The organism is Xanthomonas sp. NCPPB 1068, assembly GCF_041479385.2.
GTDB classification, from domain to species: Bacteria; Pseudomonadota; Gammaproteobacteria; order Xanthomonadales; family Xanthomonadaceae; genus Xanthomonas; species Xanthomonas cannabis.
On sequence record NZ_CM192986.1, the window covers coordinates 3644459 to 3671391 of the forward strand.

The window sequence follows — 26933 nt, forward strand, 5'->3', positions numbered from 1 at the left end:
CGCGCTTCGCGCGCAGGGATGACTTTTCGCACGCCGACCGGGGACCTTGCGCTGATAAGCTCAGGGTCCCCTCGTCGTTGGAGCGTCCTGCATGCGTCGCCTCGCTGTTGCCATCTCTGCCCTACTCGCCTGCTCCTGCGCGCTCGCCGCACAGACCAGCATTCCCGACAGCGCATTGCGCACCGCGGCGCAGTTGCGCGAGCAGGCACTGGCCGATGACACCGGCTTTGCAGTGGTGCAATCGCTCACCACCGAAGTAGGCCCGCGTATTGCCGGCGGCGAAGCAGATCCGCGTGCGGTGGCCTGGGCCAAGGCCAAGTTCCAGTCGCTGGGCTTCGACGAGGTGTGGACCGAGCCGGTGAGCTTTCCCAAGTGGGAACGCCGCAGCGAACATGCGGCGGTCGTCGGCGCGCACGCGCAGCCACTGACCGTGACCGCGCTGGGCGGCAGCCCCGGCGGCACGGTCGAAGGCGAGGTGGTGCGGTTTGAAAACCTGGCCGCACTGCAGGCCGCGCCGGCCGGATCGCTGGCCGGCAAGATCGCATTCGTCGATTACCAGATGGTCAAGGCGCGCGACGGCAAGGATTACGGCAATGGCGGTGCCGTGCGCAGCAAAGGGCCGTCGGAAGCGATTCGCAAGGGCGCAATTGGATTTGTGATGCGCTCGGCCGGCACCGACTCGCACCGGGTGCCGCATACCGGCATCACCCGTTTCGATGAGGGTCTGACGCCGGTGCCGGCCGCGGCGCTGTCGGTACCCGATGCCAACCAACTGGCTCGCCTCGCTGCGCTGGGCACGACGCGCCTGCGGCTGGCGCTGGACTGCGGCTGGGACGGCACGGCCACCTCGTACAACGTCATCGGCGAGATCACCGGGCGCAGCAAGCCCAAGGAAGTGGTGGTGATCGGCGGGCATCTGGATTCGTGGGATCTGGGCACCGGTGCGATCGACGACGGCGCCGGCGTGGCGATCACCATGGCTGCCGGCCACCTGATCGGCCAGCTCAAGCAGGCACCCAAGCGCACGATTCGTGTCGTGGCCTTTGCCAACGAGGAGCAAGGCCTGTACGGCGGCAAGGCGTATGCCGCCGCGCACGGCAGGGATGCCAAGGACCTGGCGCTGCATCAGATTGGCGCAGAGAGCGACTTCGGCGCCGGGCGCATCTATGCGTTCAACACCGGCTCTGCCGCCCCGGACGACTCGCGTGCCGCGACCAAGCAGATTGCCGAGGTGCTGGCACCACTGGGCATCGCGTATGCGCCGGACAAGGGCGGTCCCGGTCCGGATGTGGGGCCGATCTCCGCCAAGGGCGGCGCCTGGGCGTGGCTGGCGCAGGACGGCACCGATTACTTCGACCTGCACCACACCGCCGACGACACGCTGGACAAGATCGACCCGAAGGCGCTCGCGCAGAACGTGGCCGCCTACACCGTGTTCGCCTATCTGGCAGCCGAGGCAGATGGCGATTTCGGCAGCCGCGCAAAGTCTGTGCAACCGCCGAACGAGTAATCTGGGAACGCAGCACGGCGTTGGCGTTTCTACTCCAGGACGAGCACACACGATGGTGGCCAAGCGGCAACGCAGTGCAAACAACGCGGCGACGTTGCTGGACGTCGCCAAACATGCAGGCGTGTCGCCGATGACCGCATCGCGCGTGATCAACCGGCATCCGCATGTCGGCCAGGACATGCGCACGCGCGTGGAAGCGTCGGTGCAGGCGCTGGGCTACCGCCCCAATCTTGCAGGCCGCTCGCTGCGTACCAGCGGCCTGTTGCGCATCGGCGTGCTGTACAGCAATCCCAGTGCGGCCTACCTCAATCAATTCATGCTCGGGCTGCTCGAACAGAGCAGCCTCAATGGCAGCCAGGTGCTGGTGGAAAAATGCGGCGCCATCCGCAGCCAGCGTGCAGCGACCGAGCGCCTGCTCGCCGCCGGCGTGGATGGGGTGATCCTGCCGCCGCCACTGTGCGATTCGCGGCAGACCATTGCCGAACTGGATGCGCGCGGCATCCCGGTGGTGGCCGTGGCCAGCGGCGCGCCAATGGCACAAATCAGCTCGGTGCGCATCGACGACTATCAGGCCGCACGCGCCATCGTCGCGCACCTGATCGAGCTCGGGCATCGCCGTATCGCGCTGATCAAGGGCGACCCGAAACACACCCCAAGCGCGCTGCGCGCCAACGGATACCTGGACAGCCTGCAGGCCGCCGGCCTGCCGATCACCGACGCGTTGATCGCCGACGGGCTGTTTACCTACCACTCCGGTCTGCTCGCAGCGCGTAGCCTGCTGGCGCAGCCGCACCCACCCACTGCGATCTTTTGCAGCAACGACGACATGGCTGCCGCAGCGGTGGCGGTGGCGCATGGTCTGGGCCTGCGCGTGCCCGAAGACGTGTCGGTGGCCGGCTTCGACGACACACCGGTCGCCACCACCATCTGGCCGGAACTCACCACCGTGCATCAACCGGTCACCGCGATGGGCCGTGCGGCGGTGTCGTTGCTTGCCGACGCCATTCGGCAACGGCGCAAGGGCGATGCCGCCCACGGGGTGCATCAGGTGATGAAATACACCCTGGTCAAACGCGGTTCGACGGCTGCGCCGCCAAAGGGATAGCCACTGCACTGGCAGTGCGCGCGCGCCGCAGCGACGCAATGTCATCAAAGAAGATACTGCTGCCCGGAATCATCGCACTGGCCTTCCTGGCGACACACGCCTATGAACTTGCGAGCTAGGCGTCATTGGTGCGATACGGGTGGCTCATAGAGACAGAATCGGTATGGTGTTGGATCCGTATCGCCTCTTGCTCGGTCTATGCGCAGACAGACCACCGATCGAGCGAAGCAATGGGCCAACCACATCTGCGGTATCCCCGGCAGCCGCGTGGCTGCCGGGGACATTTACACAACATCAGCGACACAGCGGTAGCACCCTTGCAGTGGACGCCATCGCAGACCTCACGATCGACGATGCGGGCGCCCTGCGTGCGCCTGCCGCATCACCTGTTCGGCTTGGCTCGCACGACAGCTGACGGTGTGCTCGCTCCTGCCGCGCTGTTTGCAGTCACCACATAGTCGTAGTCGGCGCCATTGCTGACCGACTGATCGACATACGATGCCGCTGCGACATTGGCACCCACCGTAGTGAATGCACCGGCTCCACCGGCACGCCGCTGCACCGTGTAGCTGGTCGCGCCGGCCACTGGCGACCAGCTCAGCCTGACCCGGCTGTCGCCGACGGCGGCGGTGAGGCCGCGCGTTGCGCTCGGCGCGGCGACCGGTGCCGCGGTGGCCACCGCGGTGCTGGCAGTTGCGATGACCGGGTACGCGTTGTTCACCAGTTCGATGAACTGGTTATGGAACCACGCACCGGAGATCGGCGCACCGGCAAGTGCGCCGGTCAACACGCCATCGGCCGTGGTGTACGTGGGGTCGCACATGCGGTCGAAGCCCTTGCCCTCGTTGTTCGGAATCAGGGTGCTGGACCCGTCGGACTCGCCCGGCGGCTTGACCCAGGCATACGCGTCCAGATGCGGGCCCGGCGCGGCGGTCGGAAGCGCGCCGATGCCCGCGCCACTTTGATTGCACCAGTTGCCGCGATGCAGGCGGCGATCGATGCGGCCGGTATTGACGTACGAATTGATGTCACTACCGAAGGCGCTGGTGGAGCGATTCGGACCCCCCCAGCCGTTACGGCCGGTATCGATGATGAAGCCGATCGTGCTGGGCCAACCCGCGCTGACAAATCCGTTGTACAGGGCCTGGGTGAAATCGGTCTCGTCGAAATACGGATTCCATTCGTAGAATTTCGCCGACTTGATCGGCTGACCATTCACGCTCAACTCGGGATTGGGCAGATTCGGCTCATTCAGCGGCGTGGTGTTGGCGGTATTGGTGACAAAGCCATCCACGCTTGCCAGACCCGCATTCGTCCCCTGCACCACCCGGGTATACAGCGAGATGGACGGACCGCGGTTGCTGTCCCAGCCCAGCCAGCCGGAGTGGCCGATATCCAGATAATTGTAGGTATTGGGTATCGCGTGCAGTTTATTGAGCGCGTACTTGATGCCTTCTTCGTAGATCCCGGTCGAATTGGCAAGCGCGCAGCGCATGTCATTCAAATTGGTGACCAGATTGGGCAGGCTGTCGGGCTCGATGACATTGACGATGCGGATATCTTTGTATTTGGGATCGGCAAAGATGGCCGCAATCACATCGATATATTCTTTCTTGTAACGCTCCAGCGCAGCGGGCGTGAGCGGCAATTCACCGTTGGACGCCAGTGCATGGCAATCGCGCCCGGGTAGATCGTAAATGACGAAGCTGGCAGTAATCGGCGTATTGGCCTTTTTCTGCGCCAGCGCCGCATCCAGATGCCCCCTCAGACCGAGCCGCCCGGCATTTTGCGAACCACCGGCGATTGCCGCAATACGATCCAGCCACACTGCGGTCGGCAGGGTTTTGACCACGCCCATCTTGGCCTTCAACGGAACGCCCTTTATCTTCGCGATCGATGCATCGACTTTCTTGGCGTAATCCGGATTGACATAACCGGTGGCACCAACGAATGGATTATCGACGTGGGCCTGCGCGCAGACCGTCGCCACGACCATCGGGTTCAATGCCAACAGCGATAACGCCATGGCGCGCTTGACGTGACGATGGATGCCCTTGCTGGAATTCATGATATTCACCTGGTTTTATTGGATGGTGTTTATGCCGATTCACTGCAGCACTGCCTGTCTTTGGCTTGCGTTCTTCCTTTGTCGGGGCACCCATCGGAGATAGCTGGAGCCACTCAAACACGCTCCGTCGGCGTCCCGCCGAAGAGCATTTGCATGGCATTACGTTGATGATGCCCAGGCAGAAACGCAGGCCAATGGCCTGTTTGTCTCTGAGGACAGCACCCAAGACCTCGGATTTGGCGGCTAGCGCGCTCGCAACGCGATCATCCTTGCGATGCTGGCCACCGTGATGTGCGGAGTATCTCCAGGGAGCGAATGAGCGATCAGCGTGGGACGCTGTGCCTGCGAACCGGGGGGTCGGGTTCGCCATGCGGAAACTACGCTGCATAACAAGCATAAGCAATCGTCAAACATTGCGGTTGCACACAGATCCAGCCACTGCCCGCGACCGAGTTTCAACAGCAGGCAGTACTACACAAATGGATGTGCCATTACGCACAAAAAAAACGGCCACATCGCTTCCCGACGATGCGGCCGAATGGGAGGGTACCCAACTTTGCCGTCGGGCGTACTGCAACACCGGTAAACCGGTGACGGGAAGAAAGCGCAATGACCGCTTGGAGAGGGAGAAACAGAAAACCATGTGCGACACGGCGCAGGGGTGAGCCGTGTCGCACATTGGTACATCGCATCAAACCGTCACATCAGAAGCGCAGACGCAGGCCGGCGTAGTAACGACGCTCGAAGATGTTCTGGTCGTAATAGTGGTTGGTCCACTGCGCGTAACGCCGCTCACTTTCGCCAGTGAGGTTGGTGGCTTGCGCGTACAGCGTCAGGTGATCGTTGACGTCGTAACTGAAGGAGGCGTCCAGGTAGCCGACGTCGTCGTTCCAGATGGCCAGCTCATCGCCCCACGCACCGCTGTTGACCTGACTGAAGCGCTTGCTGCGCCAGTTATAGGCCACACGCGCCTGCAACTTGTCCTTCTGGTACCACAACACCGCGTTGGCCTGATGCTTGGAGTTGTCGCCGATGGGCAACGTATTGCCTTCGATATCGGTGTTGTCGGTGTCGGCGTCGGAGAAGGTGTAGTTGATGTTGGTGCCGAACCCGCTCAACCAGCCCGGCAGGAAGTCGAACGCCTGCTGGTAGCCGATTTCGAAACCCTTGATCTTGCCGCCACCGCCGTTGACGATGCGCTCCACCGGGCCGCCCAGCCGCACCACGCCATCGGCGTCGGGCTGGGGCTCGATGTTGGTCACCGTGGTCGGGAACGACTTCACATCGATCAGGAAGGCACCCACGCTGATCAACGACGCGTCGGAGAAATACCATTCCCACGAGGCGTTGTAGTTGGTGGCGCGGTACGGATCCAGATCCGGGTTACCCGAGCGTCCGTTGAGGAACAGCACCGCATCGGAGGGCAGCGCCGGGTTGCGCGGCGGTGTGCCGTTGACAGCATAGAAGCTGACCAGGCCGCGACCCAGATCGGGCAGGTCCTGACGCGCGACAGCCTTGTTGTAGGCAAAGCGCAGCTTCTGCGCGTCGGTGATGTCCAGCGACAGGTTGGCGGTGGGCAGCACGTCGGTGTACTGACGGTTCAAACGATTGGTCCCGATCGCCGGGCTGACGCCATTCCATTCCACGTTGCCGATAAACACATTGCCGCTGCTCAGGTACTGGTCGATCGCCAGCTTGGTCTGCACGATGCGTGCGCCGATGTTGGCCGTCCACGGCACCGCACTGCCGGTTCCGCCTTCCAGGTTGGCCAGAAAATACGCCGCGGTGCTCTTCTCGGTGACCTTGTACGAGTCGGCGGCCTGCTGGTACGCCACATTGCCTGGGTACAGGCTGTTGAGATAGCCCACCGGGTCCTTCATGACCTGCGGATTGATTGCCGGCAAGCCCTGGCTGCCCAGGCCGGTGACCTTGAGCGGATCGAAGTCGTTGAAGTACGCCCAGTAGCCGGGAATCGAATTGAACGGCAGCAGGCGCGCTTCCGAGACACCGCTGCAGGTGTCCACGATCAGCGGGTCCTTGAAGTAATACAGCGAACGGTTGGGATCGGCGCAGCTGGTGGACACCGGCGACAGGTACCGATAGGTGTCCAGCTTGACCTCGCGCTCGCCATAGCGAATGCCGAACTGGAAGCCGCGCACCACGCCTTCATCGAACTCGAAGGTGCCGTCGGCGCGGAAGGCGTCCATCGTCGCTTCGATCTTGTTGCCCTGCGCCCAGGTGGACATCAGCTGCCAGTTGTCCGGGTTGGACACGTCGGTGCCGAGGTTGACCGCCGGGTAGGTGCCACGGAAATCCACCGACGCATCCACCGTGGGCAGGCCATTGGCATTGGCCCATTGGGTGACACCACCGGCACGCGTGATCTGGTCGCCACGCGTCACCACCGCATCGGCACGCGCTTCGTCGTAGGTGCGCTGCGCATCGCCGTGCACCCAGCGGAACGATGCACGGAACGGGCCGCCATCGTCGAAACGCAGTTCCAGATTGGTATTGAGCGAATCCGAATCGGCAACGCCGGCCATCGAGTGCGCCTGGAACCGGTTGTAGCGGAACTGGCCGTATTCGAGCACACCGTTGGAATCGACCACCGACCCCGGTTGCAACTGGTTGGTCGCCCAGCCGGTGTGCAGCTGCGCGGCCACCGAGGTGTCCTGGTCTTCGAGCTTGGTGTAGGCCGCATCGGCCAGTACCGTCCACGAGTCGTTGATGTTGAACTGGAACGAGCCGTTGACGCCGGTACGCTGGCGATCGGTGCTGCGGTTGTCCAGTTCCGTCGCCACCCAGTTGTAGAAGTAATCGCGCGGCAGGTTGGACGGATCGGTATTGCTGCCGATACGGCCATCGCCATTGAAGTCGAAGCCCACGTTCTGCTCGGTGGATTTCTGCGCGCCGTTGGAATACACGCTGGGGTGCTTGTTCTCCAGCGTGGCATCGGAATACGACACCGCCAGCAAGGCGCCCCAGCGCTCGGTGCGGAAGCTGGCCAGGCCCGAGTACAGTTCGTTGAGTTCCTGCACTCGATCGCCGTAGGAGCCCTCGGCCTGGCCGCTGAAGGTCCAGCCTTCGGGCAGATCGAACGGGCGACGCGTCTTCAGCGAGACGGTGCCGCTGATGCCGCCATCCAGGTCGGCGGCGGTGGGCGACTTGATCACATCCACGCCACTGAACAAGGTCGGCGGAATATCGACAAAGTCCGGCTGCGCGCGACCGATGTTGGGCTGGCCGAACTGGTCGCCGCCACCGGCGCTCAGATACAGCTCGCCGTTCATGGTGGTCTGCACCTGCGGCATGCCGCGGATGTTGAGCTGCGAGCCTTCGCCGGCCGAGCGCCGGATCTGGACGCCAGGCACGCGCTGCAGCGAGTCGGTGATGGTGACGTCGGGCAGCTTGCCGATGTCTTCGGCCGAGATCGAATCGATGATCTGCGCAGCGGTGCGCTTGTTCTCGATAGCCTCGGCCTGCGCGCCACGCACGCCCTTGACCATGACCTTGTCCAACTCGGTGACGCCCGGGGTGCTACCGGCGTCCTGCGCGGCGGCCTGTGCAGCCGCCAGGGTGAGTGCAACCGCGAGCGCGGCGGCCAGCGGGGTGTGGCGGGTACTGCGATGCAGCTTGTTCATGGTCCCCTCCCAGGGATGACGACAATCCACGACCGTTTCGAATGGCAATGCCGGGGGGCACTGCGGTGTTGGCTGGCACGCCGGTTGACGCGCCAGTGCAAACGCCGTGCAGCGCGCACGGCGTGGCAAGGTATCGGCGCGGCTACGGAAGCCCGCTCGCAGCGCCGGTTGAGGGTTCGACATTCCAGCCGCGCACCTGCAGCGTGGCGTTACGCAAGGTGGCGGCCGATGGCCCGCGGATCTCCACCTCGCGCTGCTCGCCCGGTACCAGGCTCAGGTAGTTGTCGCTGTAGTACGCCGGCAGGATGCGTTGGCCTTGCGCATCCACCAGGGTCAACTTGGTGTTGAGCGCCACCTGCTGCGAGGGGTTGCGCACGGTGGCACGCAACACCGGCTCTGCGCCGTCTTCCAGCCGCGTGGTGAGCTGCACCGGTACCGCGGCCAGCGCATCCAGGCCGCGCATGGCAGCCGCATCGCGCGCCACCCAATAGAAGTTGCGCGAACGCACCACCGCATCATGATCAAGCAACTGCAAGCGCACAAAGCCCAGCCCGTGGGTGTCCTTGAGCAACGGCGCCAGCTGCATCACCGGTGCCGAGACCGCAACAGCGGCGGCATCGACCGCTTGTTCGCGTTGCTGCAGCAGCGCACCGTTGGTGCCATAGATCTCCGCCCGTACCCGCAAGCCGCGCACCGGGTCGGTGGCGTTGTTGACCACCACCACCTCGTGACCCGGCAGGTTCATCTGCACATGCAGCATCTCAGCCGCGTTGCGCACACCGTAGTAGGCGGCATGGGTGTCGTAATCGTGGCTGTAGATCTGCCACATGTTGCTGGGCCAGGCGGGATGGCTCATCCACAGCAGGCGCCCGCTGTTCTTGGTCCACAGCTGCGCGTTGAAGCCTTCGAAGATGGCACGATGGGTGTCGTAGTTGAGCAGCTGCGCCTTGCGCTCGAAGTCCTCCAGGCTGGTGGGCGCACCAAGCTTTTCGGTGAGCGAGCGCATGAAGCTGGCGGTGTCGCCATTCCCGGACTGGTGCCAGTCGTGGTACGCCCAGGCATCGCTGATCGGCCACTGATCGCCCACTGCCGGGACCGAGGCCTTGAACGACTCCAGGGTGGAAAACGACGGCGTGCCCACCTCTACCGAAAAGCCCTGCGCCAAGGCGTTGAAGTAGCCCACCGGCTCGCGGTAGTTGTACGGACCGCTGCCCTGCAGATTGACCTGATTGGAACTGCCGGTATACCAGCGCGTGCCGTCAAGTTCGGCCACGAGCTTGTCCAGGCCTTCGTTGAGGATGGGGGCAGGCACGCCTTCGTTGCGGCCGAACCACAGCACGATGGAAGGGTGATTGCGGAAGCGCTTGATCACCTCGGCCGCGTTGTCCAGGAACAGCGCCGCGTCGGCCGGCTCCATGTTGTAGTTCTGGGTGGACTGCCAGAAGTCGTTGAGCACCAGCATGCCGTACTCGTCGGCCAGATCGAAGAAGCTGCTCTGGGTGTTCTGCCCCACCCAGTTGCGCACCACATTGAAATGCGCATCGCGCTGCAGCCGGAAGTACGGCTCCAGCCGCTCGCGCGATACGCGCTTGCGCCAATCGTCCATGCCCCAGTTGCCGCCCTTGACGGCGATGCGCACGCCATTGATGCGCAGGGCCAGGTACGGCGCCAGCGCATCGTCCTTCAGTGGTGTGACCGCCGGCGACACGGCGGCACCGGGATAGAACGATTGCGCATCGCCACCGGGCACGGGACGGATTGCACTGTGGCGCGCATCCACAATGCGCTCGCCACGCAGGCGCGCCTTGTTGAAATCCACCAGCACCCGCCGCAGCGCGCCATCCTCATCGAACAGCGACAACTCGTAGGTGACCTCGCGAATGCCGAAGCGCAACTGCTGCGTGTCCGAGTGCCCACCGGCAACCTCCACCCCCACCTGCAGGGTGTACAGCGCCGGCTCGCCATAGCCGTTGGGCCACCACAGGCGCGGGTTGGCGATGATCAATTGCGGGGTGTCGGCGGCGCTGAGCTTGAGCGTGGTGCCGCCTGCCGGCACGTTGACCTCGCGCTGGATGCGCACATCGCCAATGGCCAACTGCACGGTGCCCTGCACGGGCGCAGCACTGTCGTTGCGCAGCGGCACGCTGACTTCGAGCTCGGCGCGGCGGTGATCCGGCGCCAGGCGCGCGGTGACCACCTGGGTGTCGCCGATGGTGACCGGCCCGGTGGCATGCAGCTGCACGTCCTGCCACAGACCGGCATTACGGTCGCGCACGGCCGGAATCCAGTCCCAGCCCTCGCTTGCGATGAAGGTGGGCCCGTCCAGCGCCTGCACGCCGCCGTTTTCGCCGACGCCTGCGGTCATGGACTGCTCATGCGCAATGCCCGGATGCGGCGGTGGCGATACGCGCACTGCGACGACATTGCGGCCGGGCCTGAGCTGCTTGCTGACATCGAAGCGACCGCGTGCAAATGCACCGCGCGTGCGCCCGACCTGCGTGCCGTTGACCCAGATTTCGCCGGCATAGTTGATGCCGTTGAACAGCAGCTCCAGCCGCTTGCCTTGCGCGTCGGCGGGCAGATCGAAACTGCTGCGGTACCACCAGTCCTGCCGGCTCAGCGATTCGGGAATGGCCATGTTGTTGAGGCCGATATCCGGATCCGGATACACGCCGCGATCGACCAGCGTGGTGAGCACCGTGCCCGGTACCGTGGCCACACGCCAGGCGCCGCCAACGGCCGTGTCGCCACGCGACAACGTGGCGCCGGTGGCGGGCCCGAGATCGGGCGCGGCAGCCAGTTGCCACGCGCCCACACGCCACGCGGCGGCATCCAGCGGCTGCAATGCCGGAGCGTTCGGCACCGGCTTGGCCACCGGCGCAGAAAACGCCGCTGCACTGCGCGGCAATGTTGCGGGCGCCTGTGGCGCCACCTGCCCGGCCATCTGCTTGACCTGTACCTGCCACGCTGGCGATGCATCCTCGAAGCGCTGCAGCGCCGGGTCCGGCGTCTGTGCGGCCAGCTGCGCGACGGCGGCCGCTTCCAGTGCCTGCGCCTGCGCGGTGAAGCCGGCGATCTCGCCACCGAAATGCTGCGTGTAGGCGGCCGGTTGCTCGCGCGGGCCGAACATCAGCACCGGCGCCACTGCACGTTGCCGGGCGGCACCGCTGGCAACCTGGCGGCCGTTGGCGTACAGCGTCAGACGCCCGCCACGGGCGACGGCGGCCACCTGCGTCCACTCGCCTGCGCGTAGCGCCTGCTTGCTGCGCAGCACGCTATCGGCACCCTGCACGAAGCCGAGCTTGCCGGCATCGATCGCGAAGTAGCGGCCTGCATCCTTGGGATCGCCGACACCGGCAATCAGGGCCGGCCCGGTGCTCGCGCGCGATGGGCGTACCCACGCCGACAGGCTCCAGTCCGCGTTGGCGGCCAGCAGCGGTGCATCGGCGGCGAGCTTCTTTGCCAGTCCCATCCCGCCCGCGAGCACGCGGACATCGTAAGGCCCCGGCGGATTCGCATCGGCAGGCGCAGCCTCCACTGCAGTCCAGCTCATGCAACCACACAACAACCACAGCGCTCCACGGCGGAACGCCTTGCGAACCATCAGCATTAGAGGCCTCTCCCAAGCTCTACTGCCACGCAACGGTGCACACCACGTCCGTGCAACCGACCAGCGTCCATCCGGACAGTGCGTCGCTCGCGCTTGGTGATGCAGCCCGTGGCTGCCGCCCCTGTTTCAGCGGCCATGGTGCGAGGTAACGTTACCCCAAGGTGATATCGACGACAACCTTTCTGCGTTAGGGTTGGCGCTCCCAGGAGGAGGGACTCATGCGAAACCTGATCCAGTCCGCACTACCGGCGGCATGCGCATTGCTGTGGTTGATCGCAACGCCCGCAACCGCGCAGCGCCTGCGCGTGCAATCGCCCGACGCACGCACCGAAGTGGAATTCACCCTGCGCGAGGGCGGCGTGCCCAGCTATCGCGTGCTGTACCGCAACACGTTGGTGCTCGACGACGCACCGCTCGGGCTGGATCTGGGCAACGCCGGCAAACTCGGCAGCGACATGCGCGTGCAAGACAGCACCACCGAAACGCATGACAGCCGGTTTGCCTTGCAGGTCGGCAAGACACAGCAGGGCCGCGACCACTACCGTGCGCTGCGTGTGCACTTGTCCGATCGGCAGCAACGCCGGCTCACCATCGAACTACGCGCATACGACGACGGCGTGGCACTGCGTTACGTATTGCCGGAGGCTGGCGAGGTGCGCATTCGCGACGAACTCACCAGCTTTGCGTTTCCACGCGACTACCCCTGCTGGAGCTTGAATCTGGGCCGGTTCGGAACCAGCCACGAGGGCGAATACGACGCCATCGCTGCGTCCAGATTGCGCCCGCACAACCTGCTCGAGTTGCCGCTGGTCTGCCAGACCGATGCCAAAGGCACCACGCTGGCGATTGCCGAAGCGAACCTGCGCGATTACGCCGGGCTCTACCTCACTGGCCGCGCCGATGGCAGCCTGGGCGTCTCGGCCAGGTTGTCGCCACAGTTGGACAACCCCAGGCTGGCGGTCAGCATCGACGCCAAGGGACGCGATTTCGCAACGCCGTGGCGGGTGATCATGCTGGGCGACACGCCTGCCAGCCTGATCGAATCCAACCTGATTTCCGCATTGAATCCACCGCCGGCGTTCGATGCGCGCTGGGTGCGCGCGGGCAAGTCGGCATGGGACTGGTGGTCGGGCAATCTGGCCAGCGGGGTGGCCAACCCGGGCATGAACACCGCCACGATCCAGCGCTATATCGACCACGCACAGCAGTTGAAGCTGCAATATATGCTGATCGATGACGGCTGGTATTACGGCAGCACCGGCGATGGTCAATACAACGCAGACGCCGATATCCGCCGGCCGGTGGAGCAACTGGATCTGCCGGGTCTGGTCGGCTATGCGCGCAAGCGCGATGTCGGCCTGTGGCTGTGGGCACACTGGCGTGCGCTCGATGCACACATGGACGACGCACTGGCGTGGTACCAGCAACTCGGCATCAAGGGCATCAAGGTCGACTTCATGGACCGCGACGACCAGCAGATGGTGGACTTCTATCATCGCCTGCTGAGCAAGGCTGCCGAGCACAAGCTGCTGGTGGATCTGCACGGTGCGTATCACCCGACCGGCCTGACCCGCACCTATCCCAACTATCTGACCCAGGAAGGCGTGCTGGGCGCGGAATACAACAAGTGGACCACCCGCATCACCGCCACGCATAACCTCACGCTTCCGTTTACGCGCATGTTACTCGGGCCGATGGACTACACCCCGGGCGGCTTCCGCAATGTGCGCCCGGCCGAATTCAAGATGCAGCACATCGCACCGCAGGTCATGACCACGCGTGCGCAGCAGCTGGCGATGTATGTGGTGTACGAAAGCCCGTTCGCGGTGGTGGCCGACAGCCCGGAGCAGTACGAAAACGTGCCGGCCGCGCAATTCCTGCGCGATGTCCCGGCAAGCTGGGACGAAACCCGCGCCCTGGACGGTGCGATCGGCGAACACATCGCATTGGCGCGGCGCAGCGGCAAGGACTGGTACCTGGGCGCGATGACCAACGAACAGGCACGCACGCTGACCCTGCCGCTGTCGTTCCTGGGCAAAGGCAGCTGGACGGCGACGATCTATGCCGACGGCCAGGCCCCGACCGACGTGCGGATCGACACCCGCACACTCACCCGCAACGACACCTTGCAGTTGGCATTGGCAGCGAATGGCGGCGCGGCAATCAGACTGCAGAAAAAGTAAGTAGAGCCATGCCGAAGTGACGTGACCTCACGCACCTTTGCGCAGCGGCAACTGCCGTCTGCACTGACGGGCGTGACTTTCGACACGGCGTCCGAGCAATGCATTGCGCTCTGCGTGTGTGTGATATCACGCAATGCATATTTGCTTCTGCGTGCGCAGTGGCAGCCGCTAGCATGCGCACGCCCTCATCGCAGGTCTGGATGCCACCGTGCAGCGTCAGGCCTGCGCAATGACGGCACTGCACTGCACGTCCGCCGCGTGCAGGCAGTCTCGTTCCGGCGCAAGGGGAATTACGCATGACTTTCTATCCCACCCGGCCGATGCTGATCGGCCGCACCATCGCTGCGCTCGTCGTCTGTTCATTGGCGCCTGCCGGCGTCGCCAGCACGCTCGTCCCACCGTCGATCTCTCCCGCCCGCGACCGCAGTATCGATGCGCTGATGCCGCCGCTGTCGCACATACCTGCCACGGCATCGGTGACAGACGCCCACGCCGATGCCGTACACCACAGCAGTGCCGCCGCATCACGCGCGTTTCCGCAGATCACTGCCGAGTTCAAGCAGTTTCTGAACGCTCAGGCGCACATCACTTACGCCACGCATAGCGCTACCGCAAAGGTCGCCGACCCGGTTGCATTCGCCGAGATGCAGCGCTACCTATTCAACCGCTACAACGGGCTGACCGTGATCAGCAGCCTGCACGACGGCGCACAGGTGTTCGACTGCATTCCTCAGGCTCAGCAACCGGGTCTACGCAACGGCGACCACATCGCGCTGCCGCCCAGCATCGCCCCGGCCAAGACACCAGGCGACTCCGATCCAGCGGCGCTGCGCTGCGCTGCCGGAACGATTCCGTTGCAACGGGTTGGAATGGCCGAGTTAATCCGCCATGCAGACTTGAATGCCTTCCTGCATGCAAACGCACGCCCCGTCTCCGCTGCACCAACGGCGGCGGCCCCTGCGGCAGCGTCGGATGGGCATGCCTATTCCATAGTCTATCTGGACACCGCCGGATCGGCGGTCACCGGCGCAGGTGCCGATCTCAATCTATGGGCGCCAGCCTTACGCAGTGCCGATGAAACGCAGACCATCAGCCAGATATGGATCGCTGGAGAAAGCGCGAGCAAGCAGACGCAAACACTTGAAGTAGGCTGGGAGGCACAGCCAGCAGGCTGGGGTGACAAGCCGATCATCTTCATCTACTCCACGCAGGATGGGTACGTCAGAACCGGCTGCCACAATCTGGACTGCAGCGATTTCGTGCAGACCAGTACCAAACACGTGCTGGGCGCTCAGCCGGCAGCCGGATTCAGTACTGCGGGCGGCAAGCAGACCATGCTGAGCGTGGAATTCCAGCGCAACACGGACGGCAACTGGTGGCTGCGCCTGGATGGAGAATGGATCGGCTACTACAAGGCGGCCCTGTATTCGGGCGATTTTGCCAACGGACGTGTTGCGTATCTGAGTGCGGGCGGCGAAGTTTCGACCGACAGTGGCGCGGTCAGTCCGCGCATGGGCAGCGGCCAGTTCGCAACCGCAGGCTACCGCCAGGCCGCGTTTCAGGCCAATCACTTCTATCGCGACGCGGCGATGGCAACCCATCCCGTGCAGCGCCTGTCCTCGCTGCGCGTGGAGCACCCTTCCTGCTACACGCTGGCGCTTGCCGGCTACACCTATCCGTACGCACTGGGCAGTGGTGTGTCGCGCACCAGTTTGTCGCCAGAGATGCAGAATGGTGGCTTCTACTTCGGCGGACCGGGCTGCGCACCTTGAGTCGAGCCGAGCGCGCGCACTGTTACCGTGCGCGCGCTTTATTCGTGAAAACAACCACGCAGGCGACGCAACGCAGTGCCGCGTAGTGAGCAGCGGACAGCTTCAATCGTACGCTCGATACCGCTGCAGCACCTGCGGCCTGGCAGCCGCGCAAGGCGGCATTCAATCCATCGCGTGTACCGCCGGAATGCACAGACGGCTGCACCAGTACTTCGGATGTTTGACTGTCATGGCAAGCGCTGCGGCTTGCCGTGACTCAACGCGTGGTCGTCGCGGCGACGGCAGCCGGCATTACGGCAAATCCACCCCTGCACACACGGCCGGGCGCGCGTCCTTGATGGGCTGCACGCCACGTGCATCGAACTGCAGTGCCGCATGCTTGGGTGCAAACGCCGGCCAGGCAGGCAGGCCTTTGGCATTCGGGTTACCGCGCTGCACGAAGGCAGCCCAGTAGCGCTGCAGCGACACCGGCGGCTGGCCGACCGGCAGATTCTTGAACAGGAACGGCAACTCGGCGCTGTGCGTGACCTGCGCGCCGGGTGCAGCCGTGTCGAACACGTAATGCCACACCGGCACTCCGAGAGCGGCCTGGTGCTGGGCCACCGTCACTGCCGGGCAACGGAAGGTGAGATCGGTGGACAGCTGCATCGCCGCATTGCCCTGGCGCGCAGCACGCTGCGCCGCATGTGCGCGTTGCGCCTGCAGCACCGCATCGGCATGATCGGGATAGTCGCGGCGCAGACGCGCCTGCGCGCCCTGCTCGCCACCGTAGGTGAGCTCCTGCACCACATAGCCGATCAGCAGCGGCACCTTGGCCTGTGCGCCACTTGCCAGCAGCTCGGCCGGTGCACGCGGCAGCACGCGCCCATCGACCACAGCCTGCAGCCAGATGTAACCGTCGTCGTCCAGCGCCGGCACATCCACGCCCTGCCCGGCCTTGAGCAACTGTTCCACCGGCAGCGCGCGCAGTTGATCCAGGCGCGTTGCCGGATCCTCGATGCCTGCGCGTTTGGCGATGGCAACGCCCAGCGCGCGATTGTCCTCCAGGCTGCGCGCGGGCAAGCCGAACCCGGCGGTGCCGCTCTGTTCGATCGCCGCAGAAAATAGGCCGCGTGCCAGCGGGCTGAGCATCAGCAGGCCCACGTCCTGGCCACCGGCCGATTGCCCGGCGATGGTCACCCGCGCCGGATCGCCGCCAAACTGCGCGATGTTGTCGCGCACCCAGCGCAGCGCAGCGATCTGATCGAGCAGGGCGTAATTGCCGGCGGCCTCGTTGTCGCCATCGCGCAATTCCGGCAGCGACAGGAAGCCCAGCGCGCCCAGCCGGTATTGCAGCGTCACCACCAGCATGTCTTGCGCGACGAGGTTGGTGGGCAGATGCCCATCGGCCCCGCCAGCCACGTTGGCGCCGCCGTGGATCCACACGAACACCGGCAAGGGCTTGGCCGGATGCAACGCAGGGGTCTGCACTTCCACGTACAGGCAGTCTTCGCTGCCGCGCCTGGCCATCGCGTCGTTCCAGCCGAGCGCCGGCTGCACGCACGGCGTGGCCGCCTGGGTGGCGTCGCGTACCTGTGTCCAGGCGGCCGCCGGTTGCGGCGGCCGCCAGCGCAATGCGCCCAGCGGCGGTGCGGCGAACGGAATCTTGCGGAACACCGCGCTGCCGTCGTCCTGCCACTGGCCGCGCACCACACCGTGATCGGTGCGCACTTCCGGTGGTGCGGCAGGTGTAGGCGCCGTGGCAGCAGCGCTGCCGGTGATAACGCAGGTAGCAGCCAGTAGCCAGGCAGACACACGCATCAGAGATCTCCGGTGATCACACGGGCACGCCATGCGGCCTGGAAGACAGCGGTGGCTGAGGCCACGTTGAGACTTTCGACCTTGCCGCTGCCGCCGATGGACAGCTGCAGATCGCAGTCGCGCGCGAACTGGCGGTCCATGCCCTCGCTTTCCGCTCCCATCACGTACACCAGGCGCTGCGGCAGGCTGGCAGCGAACACGTCCTGGCCGCCATCAACAAGTGTGGCGGCCACCGCAAACCCGGCCTGCCGCAACTGGGTCAGCGCCTGCGCGGTGTCGGGCAACTGCACCAGCGGCACCGCTTCGGCACCGCCTTCGGCCACGCGTGCCGCAGCGCCGGACAGCCCCAGCGTGGAACCGGCCGGCAGCAGCAAGCCGCCGACACCGAAATGCGCGGACGAGCGCAGGATCGCGCCGAAGTTGTGCGGGTTGCCCACGCCATCCAGCCACAGCGCCAGCATCGGGCCCGGTGGCAACGCGGCCAGCCACTCCTGCAGCGGTTGCGGCGCCACGCGCAGCACCTCGGCCACCACGCCTTCATGGTGCGCACTGGCGGCCAGCTTGCTGAGATCGGCGTCTTCCACCACGCGATAGCCGATACGCTCGGCCACGCACCAGGCCAGCAAGGCCTTGAACTGCGGAATCCGCGCCTCGCTCAGATAGAGCTTGCGGATGGCCTGCGGGCGCGCCTTGAACACGGCCTGCACGGCGTTGATGCCGTATAGCCGCACCTCGCGCGCGCTGCCGCTTGCCGCAGCGGCAGGTGGCGCGGTGGCGGGCGTATGCTGGGCCGGCGCGCGGGGTGCGGGACTGCGCGGTGCAGATGTGCGCGGCGCGGCGCGGCCCCACGGGTTGTGCGAGGCGCCGGAGCCGCCATCGCGTGGCGGCCGTGGGCCGCGTCCATCGTGCTGTGTCATCGTCGTATCCAGATGTGGGTGTTGCTTGCAGTGCGGATCAGGTTTTTCGGCCCCTTCCGCAGTGTGGTGTTGGTCGTGCTGCAGCACCGGCAGGGCCGCAGCCGCAGGAAGAGTGACGACGATGGTAAGCCACCGACGCGATAGGGCGTATACGGCGGCCGGGCTGAGCCACTGCGGACGTCTTGCCGTCCCGTAGAGGAGCGCTGTCGAGGAGACGAAACGCACGCAGCTTCTGCGTGCCCCTGGTGGAGCGGCTAATACACCTGGCGAGCAGTCGTCAGGTGGTGTGGACGGCGCGCAGCAACCGCAATCTACGCAGTGCGACATGCCGCACCAGCACCAGCCGCGCCCGCCTGGTGGCGAGCGCGGTCGCTTTTGGCAGCTGTACCGTATCTGCCTGCTGCAGACCGCAATCACGCGCGTGCAACGATGCCCGGCAAGACAATACGAACAGGCATTCAGGCTAAAGCGGGCGGGTTCACCCGTGCGAACACACGTAAGTCGTGTAGCCCGTCCGGCTTCATCAGCGCACAGCGGCTGACACCCTCTTCGACGAAGCCGTTACGCAACAACACCGTAGCCGATGCGGGATTGGTGTCGAGAACGGTGGCCTGCACGCGGTAGAGCGGCAGGGTCTGCATCGCCCAGGCGACATAGGTGCCCACGATGCGTGTCATCCAGCCGCGGCCCCAGTGCGTGCGACCGATCCAATAGCCCAACTCGGCCGAGAAACGGCGCTCGCCCTGCCCTGGACATGCCCCAATCGTGCCGCAGGCCTGGCCGTCGATCTCGATGGCCAGCACCGGATGTTGCAGGTTGACTACCCGCCCAGCTAGAAAGGCTTCCCCATCGGCACGCGTATACGGGTGAGGGAATCGTTCGCTCAATCCGCGCGGTACCAGCGGGTCGTTGGCATGCCGCAGCAAGGCAGCCAGGTCGTCCTGACGCCAGCGGCGGAGCACGAAGCCTTCTCTCTGCAGCGTCAGCAATTCATGCATCGGGTGGGTCCTGGCGGGCGCAGTATCGACACCGCCGATACTGCGCACACCAGACCCGCGCCGCAACTCAGCGCTTGGCGGCCTGCGCCTGCTGGAGCGCGGCGCAGAGGCGGATGGTTTCGCCTGTCTGGGCCAGGCCGCGGTCGGCGCCGCTGAGGGTGGCCAGCCGCGGCTTGAAGAAGGCCTCCAGGCGGTCGGCTTCCTCGCTGCTGCAGCCGCCGCTGGCAGCCAGTGCCGGCAAGCCGCCGCCGTCGAACGAACCGCTGCGCTGCACGATACGGTCGAAGTTGGCGGTGAACCAGGGCCACATCGACGCATGCGAGGCCTGCTCGGCGTGGCCACGCCGCAGCAGGCTCTTCATCTCGCCGACCTTGATCGCATCGGTGAGCGCGAAATCCCGTACCTGCTTGAGCAGCGCCGGGTCCTGCACCGCGCCCAGCCCATCGATCATCGCGTTGCGCTGCGCCGGGTCGGCATGCGTGCGCAGCGCGGCGATCAAGGCATTCACCGCGGCCGCGCCACGTTCCTGCACGGTCACCGACAGCGCGCTGCCGAGCAGGTCGGGATTGGCTGCGGAGAACTCCAGCGCCCCGTTGCCGCCGGCCAGCACGGCGTCGCCCTGGGCGAGCAAGGCCTTGCGCACCTCCGGCGTCTGCAGGCGCAAACCGAACAGGCTGGTCAACGCGCTCCGCAACGCGACGTCGTCGACCGACTCGCCACTGCGGCGCGTGTAACCCAACTGACGCAGGCGCGGCAGGTAGGCCTGCTCGGCCACCTTGCGCAAGGCGCTGCGCTGCGCCTCGGTGCTGGCCTGGTACTGCCAGATCCACACCAAGCGATCCACCAGCGCGGTGGACACATCGGCCGATGCGGACGGCGCCAGCTGCTTGATCGCCGCCAGCACTGCATCGCTGTCGGCATCGCCATGGCGGTACGCCGCGTCGATCGCATCGGCATAGGCAAGCTGCTCGCTGTCGTCGAGCTGGCCGATCTGCTTGCCCAGTGCGGCCAGCTGCTTCTTCGGCAGACTGAAACGGTAATAGCCGGCGCCACGCGCGTTCGGGAAGACCCAGGTGTTCTTGCCGGCGCCTTCCAGCACGATGCTGCCGCTGGCGCTGTCCAGCAGCTGGCAGGCAGTGCCGACCTGGTTCTTCTCCTTGCCGTACTTCACGCACACCGGCACGCCCCACTGCTGCGCGGTGGAGCCGGCCGAGCCCAGCGGCAGGTAGCGCTGCTGCTGCAGCTTCACCACGGTCTTGCCGCCCTCGCGGGCCACCTGGGTCTGCAGGTACGGCACGCCCGGCTGATTGAGGAAGCTGCGGAAGGCGGCCTTGAAATCGGCGCCCTTGCCGGCCGCTTCGGCGATCGCATCGACCAGGTCGTCGGCGGTGGCATTGGCAAACTTGTGCTTGGCGATATAGGCGCGCATGCCCTCGCGGAACACATCCTCGCCGACGAAGGCTTCGAACATCGCCAGCACTGCCGCACCCTTCTGGTAGGTGATGCCGTCGAAGGCGGTTTCGATATCGCCATTGCCGGTGATCGGCTGGCGGATCTTGCGCGCACTGACCAGGCTGTCGTTGTTCATCGCATATTGCGCACCGCCGATCCGGTCCAGGTTGGCGTGGTATTCCGGATGCAGCTGCATGGTGATCTTCTGCTGCATCCAGGTGGCGAAGGCCTCGTTGAGCCACAGGTCGTCCCACCACGCCATGGTCACGGCATCGCCGGTCCATTGATGCGCCAGCTCATGCGCGTTGGTGTTGAAGGAACGCTGCACGTTCACCGCCGGCGAGTCCTTGTCCAACAGCAACAGCCAATCGCGGAAGGTGACAAACCCCGGGTTCTCCATCGCGCCGGCACTGAAATCCGGGGCGGCGACCAGATCGAGCTTGTCGAACGGATACCCGAACGCGTAGTAGTCCTCCAGCGCAGCGATGATGGCCGGGGTCTGGTCCAGTGCGGGCGTGATGCGCGGGCCCTGCCCCTTGGCGGCGATACCGCGCAACGGCGTGGCCGTGGGGCGCTGCGGGGTGGCCGGCATGGCCGGCACATCCACCACATCCCAGGGACCGGCCGCGTAGGCCACCAGATAGGTGGGCAGCGGCACGGTGGGCGCAAAGGTCACCGTCTTCCAGCCCTTGCCGGCCGGCTTGGTCGAGGTGGCGATGGTGTTGGCCAGCGCCTGGTCGTCGCTGGGCACGGTCAGGCTCAGGTCGAACGGCGTCTTGAACGCCGGCTCGTCGAAGCCGGGGAACGCGTAGCGCGCACTGATCGGCTCCATCTGCGTCATCGCATAGGCGTTGCCCTGGTACTTCACCTGATACAGGCCCTGCAGCTGCTGATTGAGCGGCGCGCTGTAGACGATGTCGACGGTGAGCGTTTGCGGCTGCAGCGTGCGGCCGAAGTCCAGGCGCACTACGCCGGTTTGTGCATCGGCCTGCACGTAGCGCGCGGTCAGCGGCTTGCCCTTGGCGGGCTTGACCGTGGCCTTGCTGACCACCAGTTCCTTGCCATGCAGCCACAGGTGATCGGACGCCTGCTTGAGCTGCACGCGAATGGTGGTGCGGCCACTGAACTGCGTCTGCTTCGGATCGATCTTGAACGACAGGCTGTAACGCTCGGGTACCGCCCAGGTCGGCAGGCGCCCATTGGGCACTGCCTCACTGGACGTTTGCGCCAGCGCACTACCGCAGCACAGCGCAAGAAGGGAAGGAGCGAGCAGACAGGCAAGACGACGCATGGGCAATTCCGGTCAGGGTAACCGCCGAAGTCGATCACAGCCGGGCATGCGTGTCATGTGACCTTAGTCATTGGATGGGCGGGACGGCTGCTGCGGGCGGGCAGGCGCCGGCTGCCTGCCCGCAGTGGCAACGATGGCGGTCGCATCGTGCCGTGGCGGCCGGCGGCATGTGCACCTGAAGATGCCGCTGCAACCGGTGCAGCAACCAACGTAGCTCCGCAAGAACGGCTCGTCTGCGCGGCATTGGCATCGTTGCGTGTCACGGCGTGATGCTGGCGCTGCGCACCAGCGCGCAGACCGGCATTCGCATGCAGGTGGCATGACCGCCCCGCACAGCCGAACCCAACGTGCGGCGGTGCAGCGTGACCAGGCACGCTACGCGTGCCCGCCCACCGATGGGGTGTCCGCTTCCAGGGTTTCCAGCTGGCGAGCCAGTGCTTCCGGCGACTTGGTGTACGGAGCGATCAGGCTGTAGAACGCCGGCACCACATACAGCGACAGCAGCGTGGACAGCGACACCCCGAAGATCACCACCACACCGATGGTGGCGCGGCTGGCCGAGCCGGGCCCGCCGGCCACCACCAGCGGGATGGCACCCACCACGGTGGCGATGGAGGTCATCAGGATCGGGCGCAGCCGCACCGAGGCGGATTCGACAATGGCCTGTTGCACGCTGCGGCCTTCGTCGCGCAACTGGTTGGCGAATTCCACGATCAGGATGCCGTTCTTCGCGGCCAGGCCGACCAGCATCACGATGCCGATCTGACTGAACAGATTGAGCGTGCCGCCGGTGACCCACAAGCCGACCAACGCACCCAGCACCGCCAGCGGCACGGTGAGCATGATCACCAGCGGGTGCGCAAAACTTTCGAACTGCGCAGCCAGCACCAGATACACCACCAGCAAGGCCATGCCAAAGGTCAGCAACACCGCACTGCCGGATTGCTGGTACTCGCGCGATTCGCCCTTCCAGTCCAGCTGCGCGTATTCGGGCAGTTCTTCCTGTGCGGCCTGTTGCGCCCAGGCGATGGCGTCGCCCAACGGGTAACCCGGCGCCAGACCGGCGGTGATGGTGATTGCACGCAGCCGGTTGAAGCGGTTCAAGGTGCCGGCCTCGGCCACTTCGCTGAGCGTGACCAGGTTGGACAACGGAATCAGTTCGCCACGGCTGGAGCGTACGCGGATGGCGGTGAGGTCTTCCGGTGACATGCGGCCTTCGCGCCCGGCCTGCAGCATGACATCGTATTCCTCGCCGTTGTCGACGAAGGTGGTGACGCGCCGCGAGCCCATCATCGCTTCCAGTGCGCCACCAATGGCCGTCACCGGCACGCCCAGATCTGCCGCACGCAGGCGGTCGATATTCACGCGCATCTGCGGGCGGGTTTCCTTGTAATCCGAATCCGGCCCGACCAAACCGGGATTGGCCTCCATGCGCTGCAGGATGCGATCGCGCCACTGCGCGATTTCCGCGTAATCCGGGCCACCGAGCACCATCTGGAACGGTTGGCCACGGCTACGCACCAGCCCACCGCTGACCTGCGTGCGCGCACGCACGCCGCTGAGCACGTTGAGCTTCTGCTGCAGCTCATCGGCCACCTCGGTGGTCGGGCGGGTGCGTTGCTCCCAGTCCTGCAGGAACACGCTGACGCGGCCGGTGTGCATTTCCTCGCTGCTGCCGAAGCCGCCGGGCACGCGCGGGTTGGCGCGCACGATGGGTTTGTCCGGTCCCACATACGGCCGCAGGATGTCTTCGACCTGATGCATCTGCCCCACCGTGTAATCGAAGCCGGCCCCCTCGGGGCCGTCGATCATGATCTGGAAGTTGCCGCGGTCTTCGGCCGGCGCCAGTTCGGAAGGAATGCGGCTCATCAGCCATGCGCTTGCGCCCAGCGCCAGCAGCATCAGCAGCGCAAAGATCCAGGTGCGCTGCACGTGCCGCTCCAGCGAGCGCCCGTATGCGCCGGACACCGCCTGCATGCGCCCGTCGAACCAGCGATGGAAGCGATTGGGCTTGGCCACACGATGCGAGCGCAGCAGCTTGGACGACATCATCGGCGTCAGCGTCAGCGCCACGAAGGCCGAGATCGCCACCGCCGCCGCCAGTGCCACCGCCAATTCACGGAACAGGCGCCCGGTGTTGCCTTCCAGAAAGCCGACCGGCAGGAACACCGCCACCAGCACCGCCGTGGTCGCAATCACCGCGAATGCCACCTGCCCGGTGCCGCGCTTGGCCGCCACCAGCGGCGGCTCGCCCAGGTCGATGCGGCGCTGGATGTTTTCCACCACCACGATGGCGTCGTCCACCACCAGCCCGATGCACAGCACCAGCGCCAGCAGGGTGAGCAGGTTGATCGAAAAATCGAACGCGTACAGCGCGATGAACGCGGCGATCAGGCACACCGGCACCGTCACCGCCGGAATCAATGCCGCGCGTGCGCTACCCAGAAAGACCCAGATCACCACCAGCACCAGCACCACCGCTTCGACCAGCGTGTGGTACACGCGCTCCACGGCGGCATCGATGAAGGTGGTGGTGTCGAAGGCGACAAAGATGTTGGTGCCCTGCGGCAGCGATTTCTGCACTTCCTCCGCTTGCGCGCGCGCCTCGCGGGCGACGTCCAGCGCGTTGGCGGTGGAGTTGCGCACGATGCCCAGGCCCACGTTGGGCACACCGTTGCTCTGGAAATACGCGCGGCGTTCGGCCGAGGTCAGCTCGACCCTGGCCACATCGCCCAGCCGCACCACATAGCCGCCCTCGCCCTTGCTGAGCGGCAGCTTGGCAAAGTCTTCCGGCTTGAGATAACTGCGCTCCACCCGCAGGGTGAAATCGCGCTGCGCCGATTCGATGCTGCCGGCCGGCAGCTCGACGTTTTCGTTTTCCAGCGCGGCCTCGACATCGGCGACAGTGAGCGCACGTGCGGCCAGCTGGTCGCGGTCGAGCCAGATGCGCATGGCATAGCGCTGGCGTCCGCCGATCCGCACCTGCGCCACGCCATCCAGGCTGGAGAAGCGGTCCACCACGTAGCGCTCGGCGTAGTCGGACAGCTGCAGCGTGTCCATCGTGCTGGAGCTCATGTTGAGCCACAGGATGGGGTCGGCGTCGGCTTCGACCTTGGAAATCTCCGGCGGGCGCGCCTGGTCGGGCATGCGGTCGGACACGCGGCTCACCGCATCGCGCACGTCGTTGGCGGCGGCTTCCACATCGCGCGATTGCACGAACTCGATGCTGATGTCGGAGGAGCCATTGCGGCTCCGCGCCTCGATGGTCTCGATGCCCTCGATGCCGGCCAGCGCGTCTTCCAGCACCTGGGTGATGCGGCTTTCCACCACCGCCGCCGAGGCGCCGGTGTATTCCACGTCCACCGACACGATGGGCGGGTCGATCGCCGGCAGCTCGCGCAAGGTGAGCCGAGTGAACGACATCACCCCCAGCACGATCAGCAGGAGGCTCATCACCACCGCCATCACCGGGCGGGTAATGGACAGGTCGGAGAGTTTCATTGTGCGGCGGCCTGCGGGCGCACCGAGGCGGGCGCGGCCTGGTCGACCACCTTCAGCCCGGGACGCAGCTTGCCGGTGCCATCCACCACGATGCGCTCGCCGGCCTTGACGCCCTCCAGGATCTCCACCTTGCCATCGCGGCGCTCGCCCAGGCGCACATCGGCGCGCTCCACGCTGCTGTCGGGCTTGACCCGGAACACGTACGACTCGCGCCCCACCTGCACCACCGCAATTTCCGGAATCACCACCGCCTGCCGCGCCGGCTGGAACAGCCGCACATCCAGCAGCATGCCCGGGCGCAGGCGCCGGTCGTCGTTGGGGAAATCCGCACGCACCGTCACCGAGCGGGTGGTTTCGTCGATACGCGAATCGATCGCCGCCACCTCACCGTCGAAGCGCGCGCCCGGGTAAGCGGCCGCCGTGCCGTTCACCACGTTGCCGAGCTGCACCAGACCGAACTGCGATTCCGGCACCTGGAAGTCCACGTACATGCGCGCCACATCGTCCAGCGTGGCGATCACCGTGCTGGAGGTGATCAACGACCCCGGACTGATCTGGCGGATGCCAAGCACGCCCGCGAACGGCGCGCGGACCTCGCGGTCGGTGATCTCCGCGCGCATCTGCTGCACCCGCGCCTGCGCCGCATCGCGCAGCGCGCGCTGCGTATCCACCGTGGATTTGGCCACCAGCTGCTGACCAACCAGGCTCAACTGACGGCGGTACAGCTGGTCGGTTTCTTCGAAGGTGGCCTGCGCGGCGGTCAACGCCGCCTGCTGCGAATTGCCACGCAGCCGCAGCAGCAACTGCCCGGCCTTGACCTCATCCCCGCTCTCGAAATACACCTGCTCCACCACATCGCTCACTGCAGCAGTGAGCGCCACCGATTCGCGCGCACGCACGGTGGCGATCGATTGCACGGTGGAATTCCACGGCTGCACCGCGACCGGCTGCACCACCACCGGAATCGGCTTGGCCACCGCCGGCGCACTCGCCTGACGGGCGCAACCGGACAGCCACACGGCCAACAAGAGCGCGACGCAGTGGCGCGCGCTGGGCAGAACAAGCATCAGAACATCCTGGCGGGG

Annotated in this window: 13 protein-coding genes; 4 read left to right on the top strand and 9 right to left on the bottom strand. The window is 65.7% G+C overall.

Going from position 1 to position 26933, the window contains the following annotated elements:
- Nucleotides 1-91 precede the first annotated feature (91 nt).
- Both ACCQ12_RS15540 and ACCQ12_RS15545 read left to right on the top strand, forming a co-directional pair.
- Complete coding sequence (locus ACCQ12_RS15540; RefSeq protein WP_372382172.1) at nt 92-1510, top strand: M28 family peptidase; 1419 nt, start codon at nt 92-94, stop codon at nt 1508-1510.
- A 52-nt stretch (nt 1511-1562) separates the two neighbouring features.
- The gene (locus ACCQ12_RS15545) at nt 1563-2615 is read left to right on the top strand and encodes a LacI family DNA-binding transcriptional regulator (protein ID WP_166749174.1); all 1053 of its coding nucleotides are present in this window, start codon (nt 1563-1565) and stop codon (nt 2613-2615) included.
- Nucleotides 2616-2997: 382 nt separating this feature from the next.
- On the opposite strand, the gene ACCQ12_RS15550 is transcribed toward ACCQ12_RS15545, so the two are convergent.
- The 3 genes from ACCQ12_RS15550 to ACCQ12_RS15560 form a co-directional block, all read right to left on the bottom strand.
- Complete coding sequence (locus ACCQ12_RS15550) at nt 2998-4629, bottom strand: glycoside hydrolase family 6 protein (RefSeq protein ID WP_506191677.1); 1632 nt, start codon at nt 4627-4629, stop codon at nt 2998-3000.
- A gap of 758 nt (nt 4630-5387) precedes the next feature.
- Complete coding sequence (locus ACCQ12_RS15555) at nt 5388-8324, bottom strand: TonB-dependent receptor (protein ID WP_039414212.1); 2937 nt, start codon at nt 8322-8324, stop codon at nt 5388-5390.
- Between the two features lie 142 nt (nt 8325-8466).
- Entirely contained in the window at nt 8467-11934 is a 3468-nt protein-coding gene (locus ACCQ12_RS15560; RefSeq protein ID WP_372382173.1) for a glycosyl hydrolase 2 galactose-binding domain-containing protein, read from the bottom strand.
- A gap of 218 nt (nt 11935-12152) precedes the next feature.
- On the opposite strand from ACCQ12_RS15560, the gene ACCQ12_RS15565 reads away from it, so the two are divergent.
- Nucleotides 12153-14117: a glycoside hydrolase family 97 protein gene (locus ACCQ12_RS15565; RefSeq protein WP_184367407.1), complete on the top strand. Its 1965-nt coding sequence runs from the start codon at nt 12153-12155 to the stop codon at nt 14115-14117.
- A gap of 320 nt (nt 14118-14437) precedes the next feature.
- Complete coding sequence (locus tag ACCQ12_RS15570) at nt 14438-15889, top strand: neprosin family prolyl endopeptidase (protein WP_372382174.1); 1452 nt, start codon at nt 14438-14440, stop codon at nt 15887-15889.
- A 291-nt stretch (nt 15890-16180) separates the two neighbouring features.
- Here ACCQ12_RS15570 and ACCQ12_RS15575 read toward each other — a convergent pair whose 3' ends face one another.
- The 6 genes from ACCQ12_RS15575 to ACCQ12_RS15600 all read right to left on the bottom strand — a co-directional run bounded on the left by ACCQ12_RS15575 (nt 16181) and on the right by ACCQ12_RS15600 (nt 26915).
- Entirely contained in the window at nt 16181-17689 is a 1509-nt protein-coding gene (locus ACCQ12_RS15575) for a carboxylesterase/lipase family protein (protein ID WP_372382175.1), read from the bottom strand.
- On the bottom strand, nt 17689-18606 hold the full coding sequence (locus ACCQ12_RS15580) for a TrmH family RNA methyltransferase (protein WP_372382176.1): 918 nt from the start codon (nt 18604-18606) through the stop codon (nt 17689-17691). Before ACCQ12_RS15580 ends, ACCQ12_RS15575 begins: the two co-directional genes overlap by 1 nt.
- Nucleotides 18607-19064: 458 nt before the next feature.
- Nucleotides 19065-19604, bottom strand: a complete 540-nt coding sequence (locus ACCQ12_RS15585; RefSeq protein WP_372382177.1) for a GNAT family N-acetyltransferase — start codon at nt 19602-19604, stop codon at nt 19065-19067.
- 67 nt (nt 19605-19671) lie between these two features.
- Nucleotides 19672-22347 (bottom strand): M1 family metallopeptidase, encoded by a 2676-nt coding sequence (locus ACCQ12_RS15590; RefSeq protein ID WP_372382178.1) that lies wholly within the window; start codon nt 22345-22347, stop codon nt 19672-19674.
- A gap of 375 nt (nt 22348-22722) precedes the next feature.
- Nucleotides 22723-25848, bottom strand: a complete 3126-nt coding sequence (locus ACCQ12_RS15595; protein WP_372382179.1) for an efflux RND transporter permease subunit — start codon at nt 25846-25848, stop codon at nt 22723-22725.
- Nucleotides 25845-26915, bottom strand: a complete 1071-nt coding sequence (locus tag ACCQ12_RS15600) for an efflux RND transporter periplasmic adaptor subunit (RefSeq protein WP_047693086.1) — start codon at nt 26913-26915, stop codon at nt 25845-25847. Before ACCQ12_RS15600 ends, ACCQ12_RS15595 begins: the two co-directional genes overlap by 4 nt.
- Nucleotides 26916-26933: the final 18 nt, after the last annotated feature.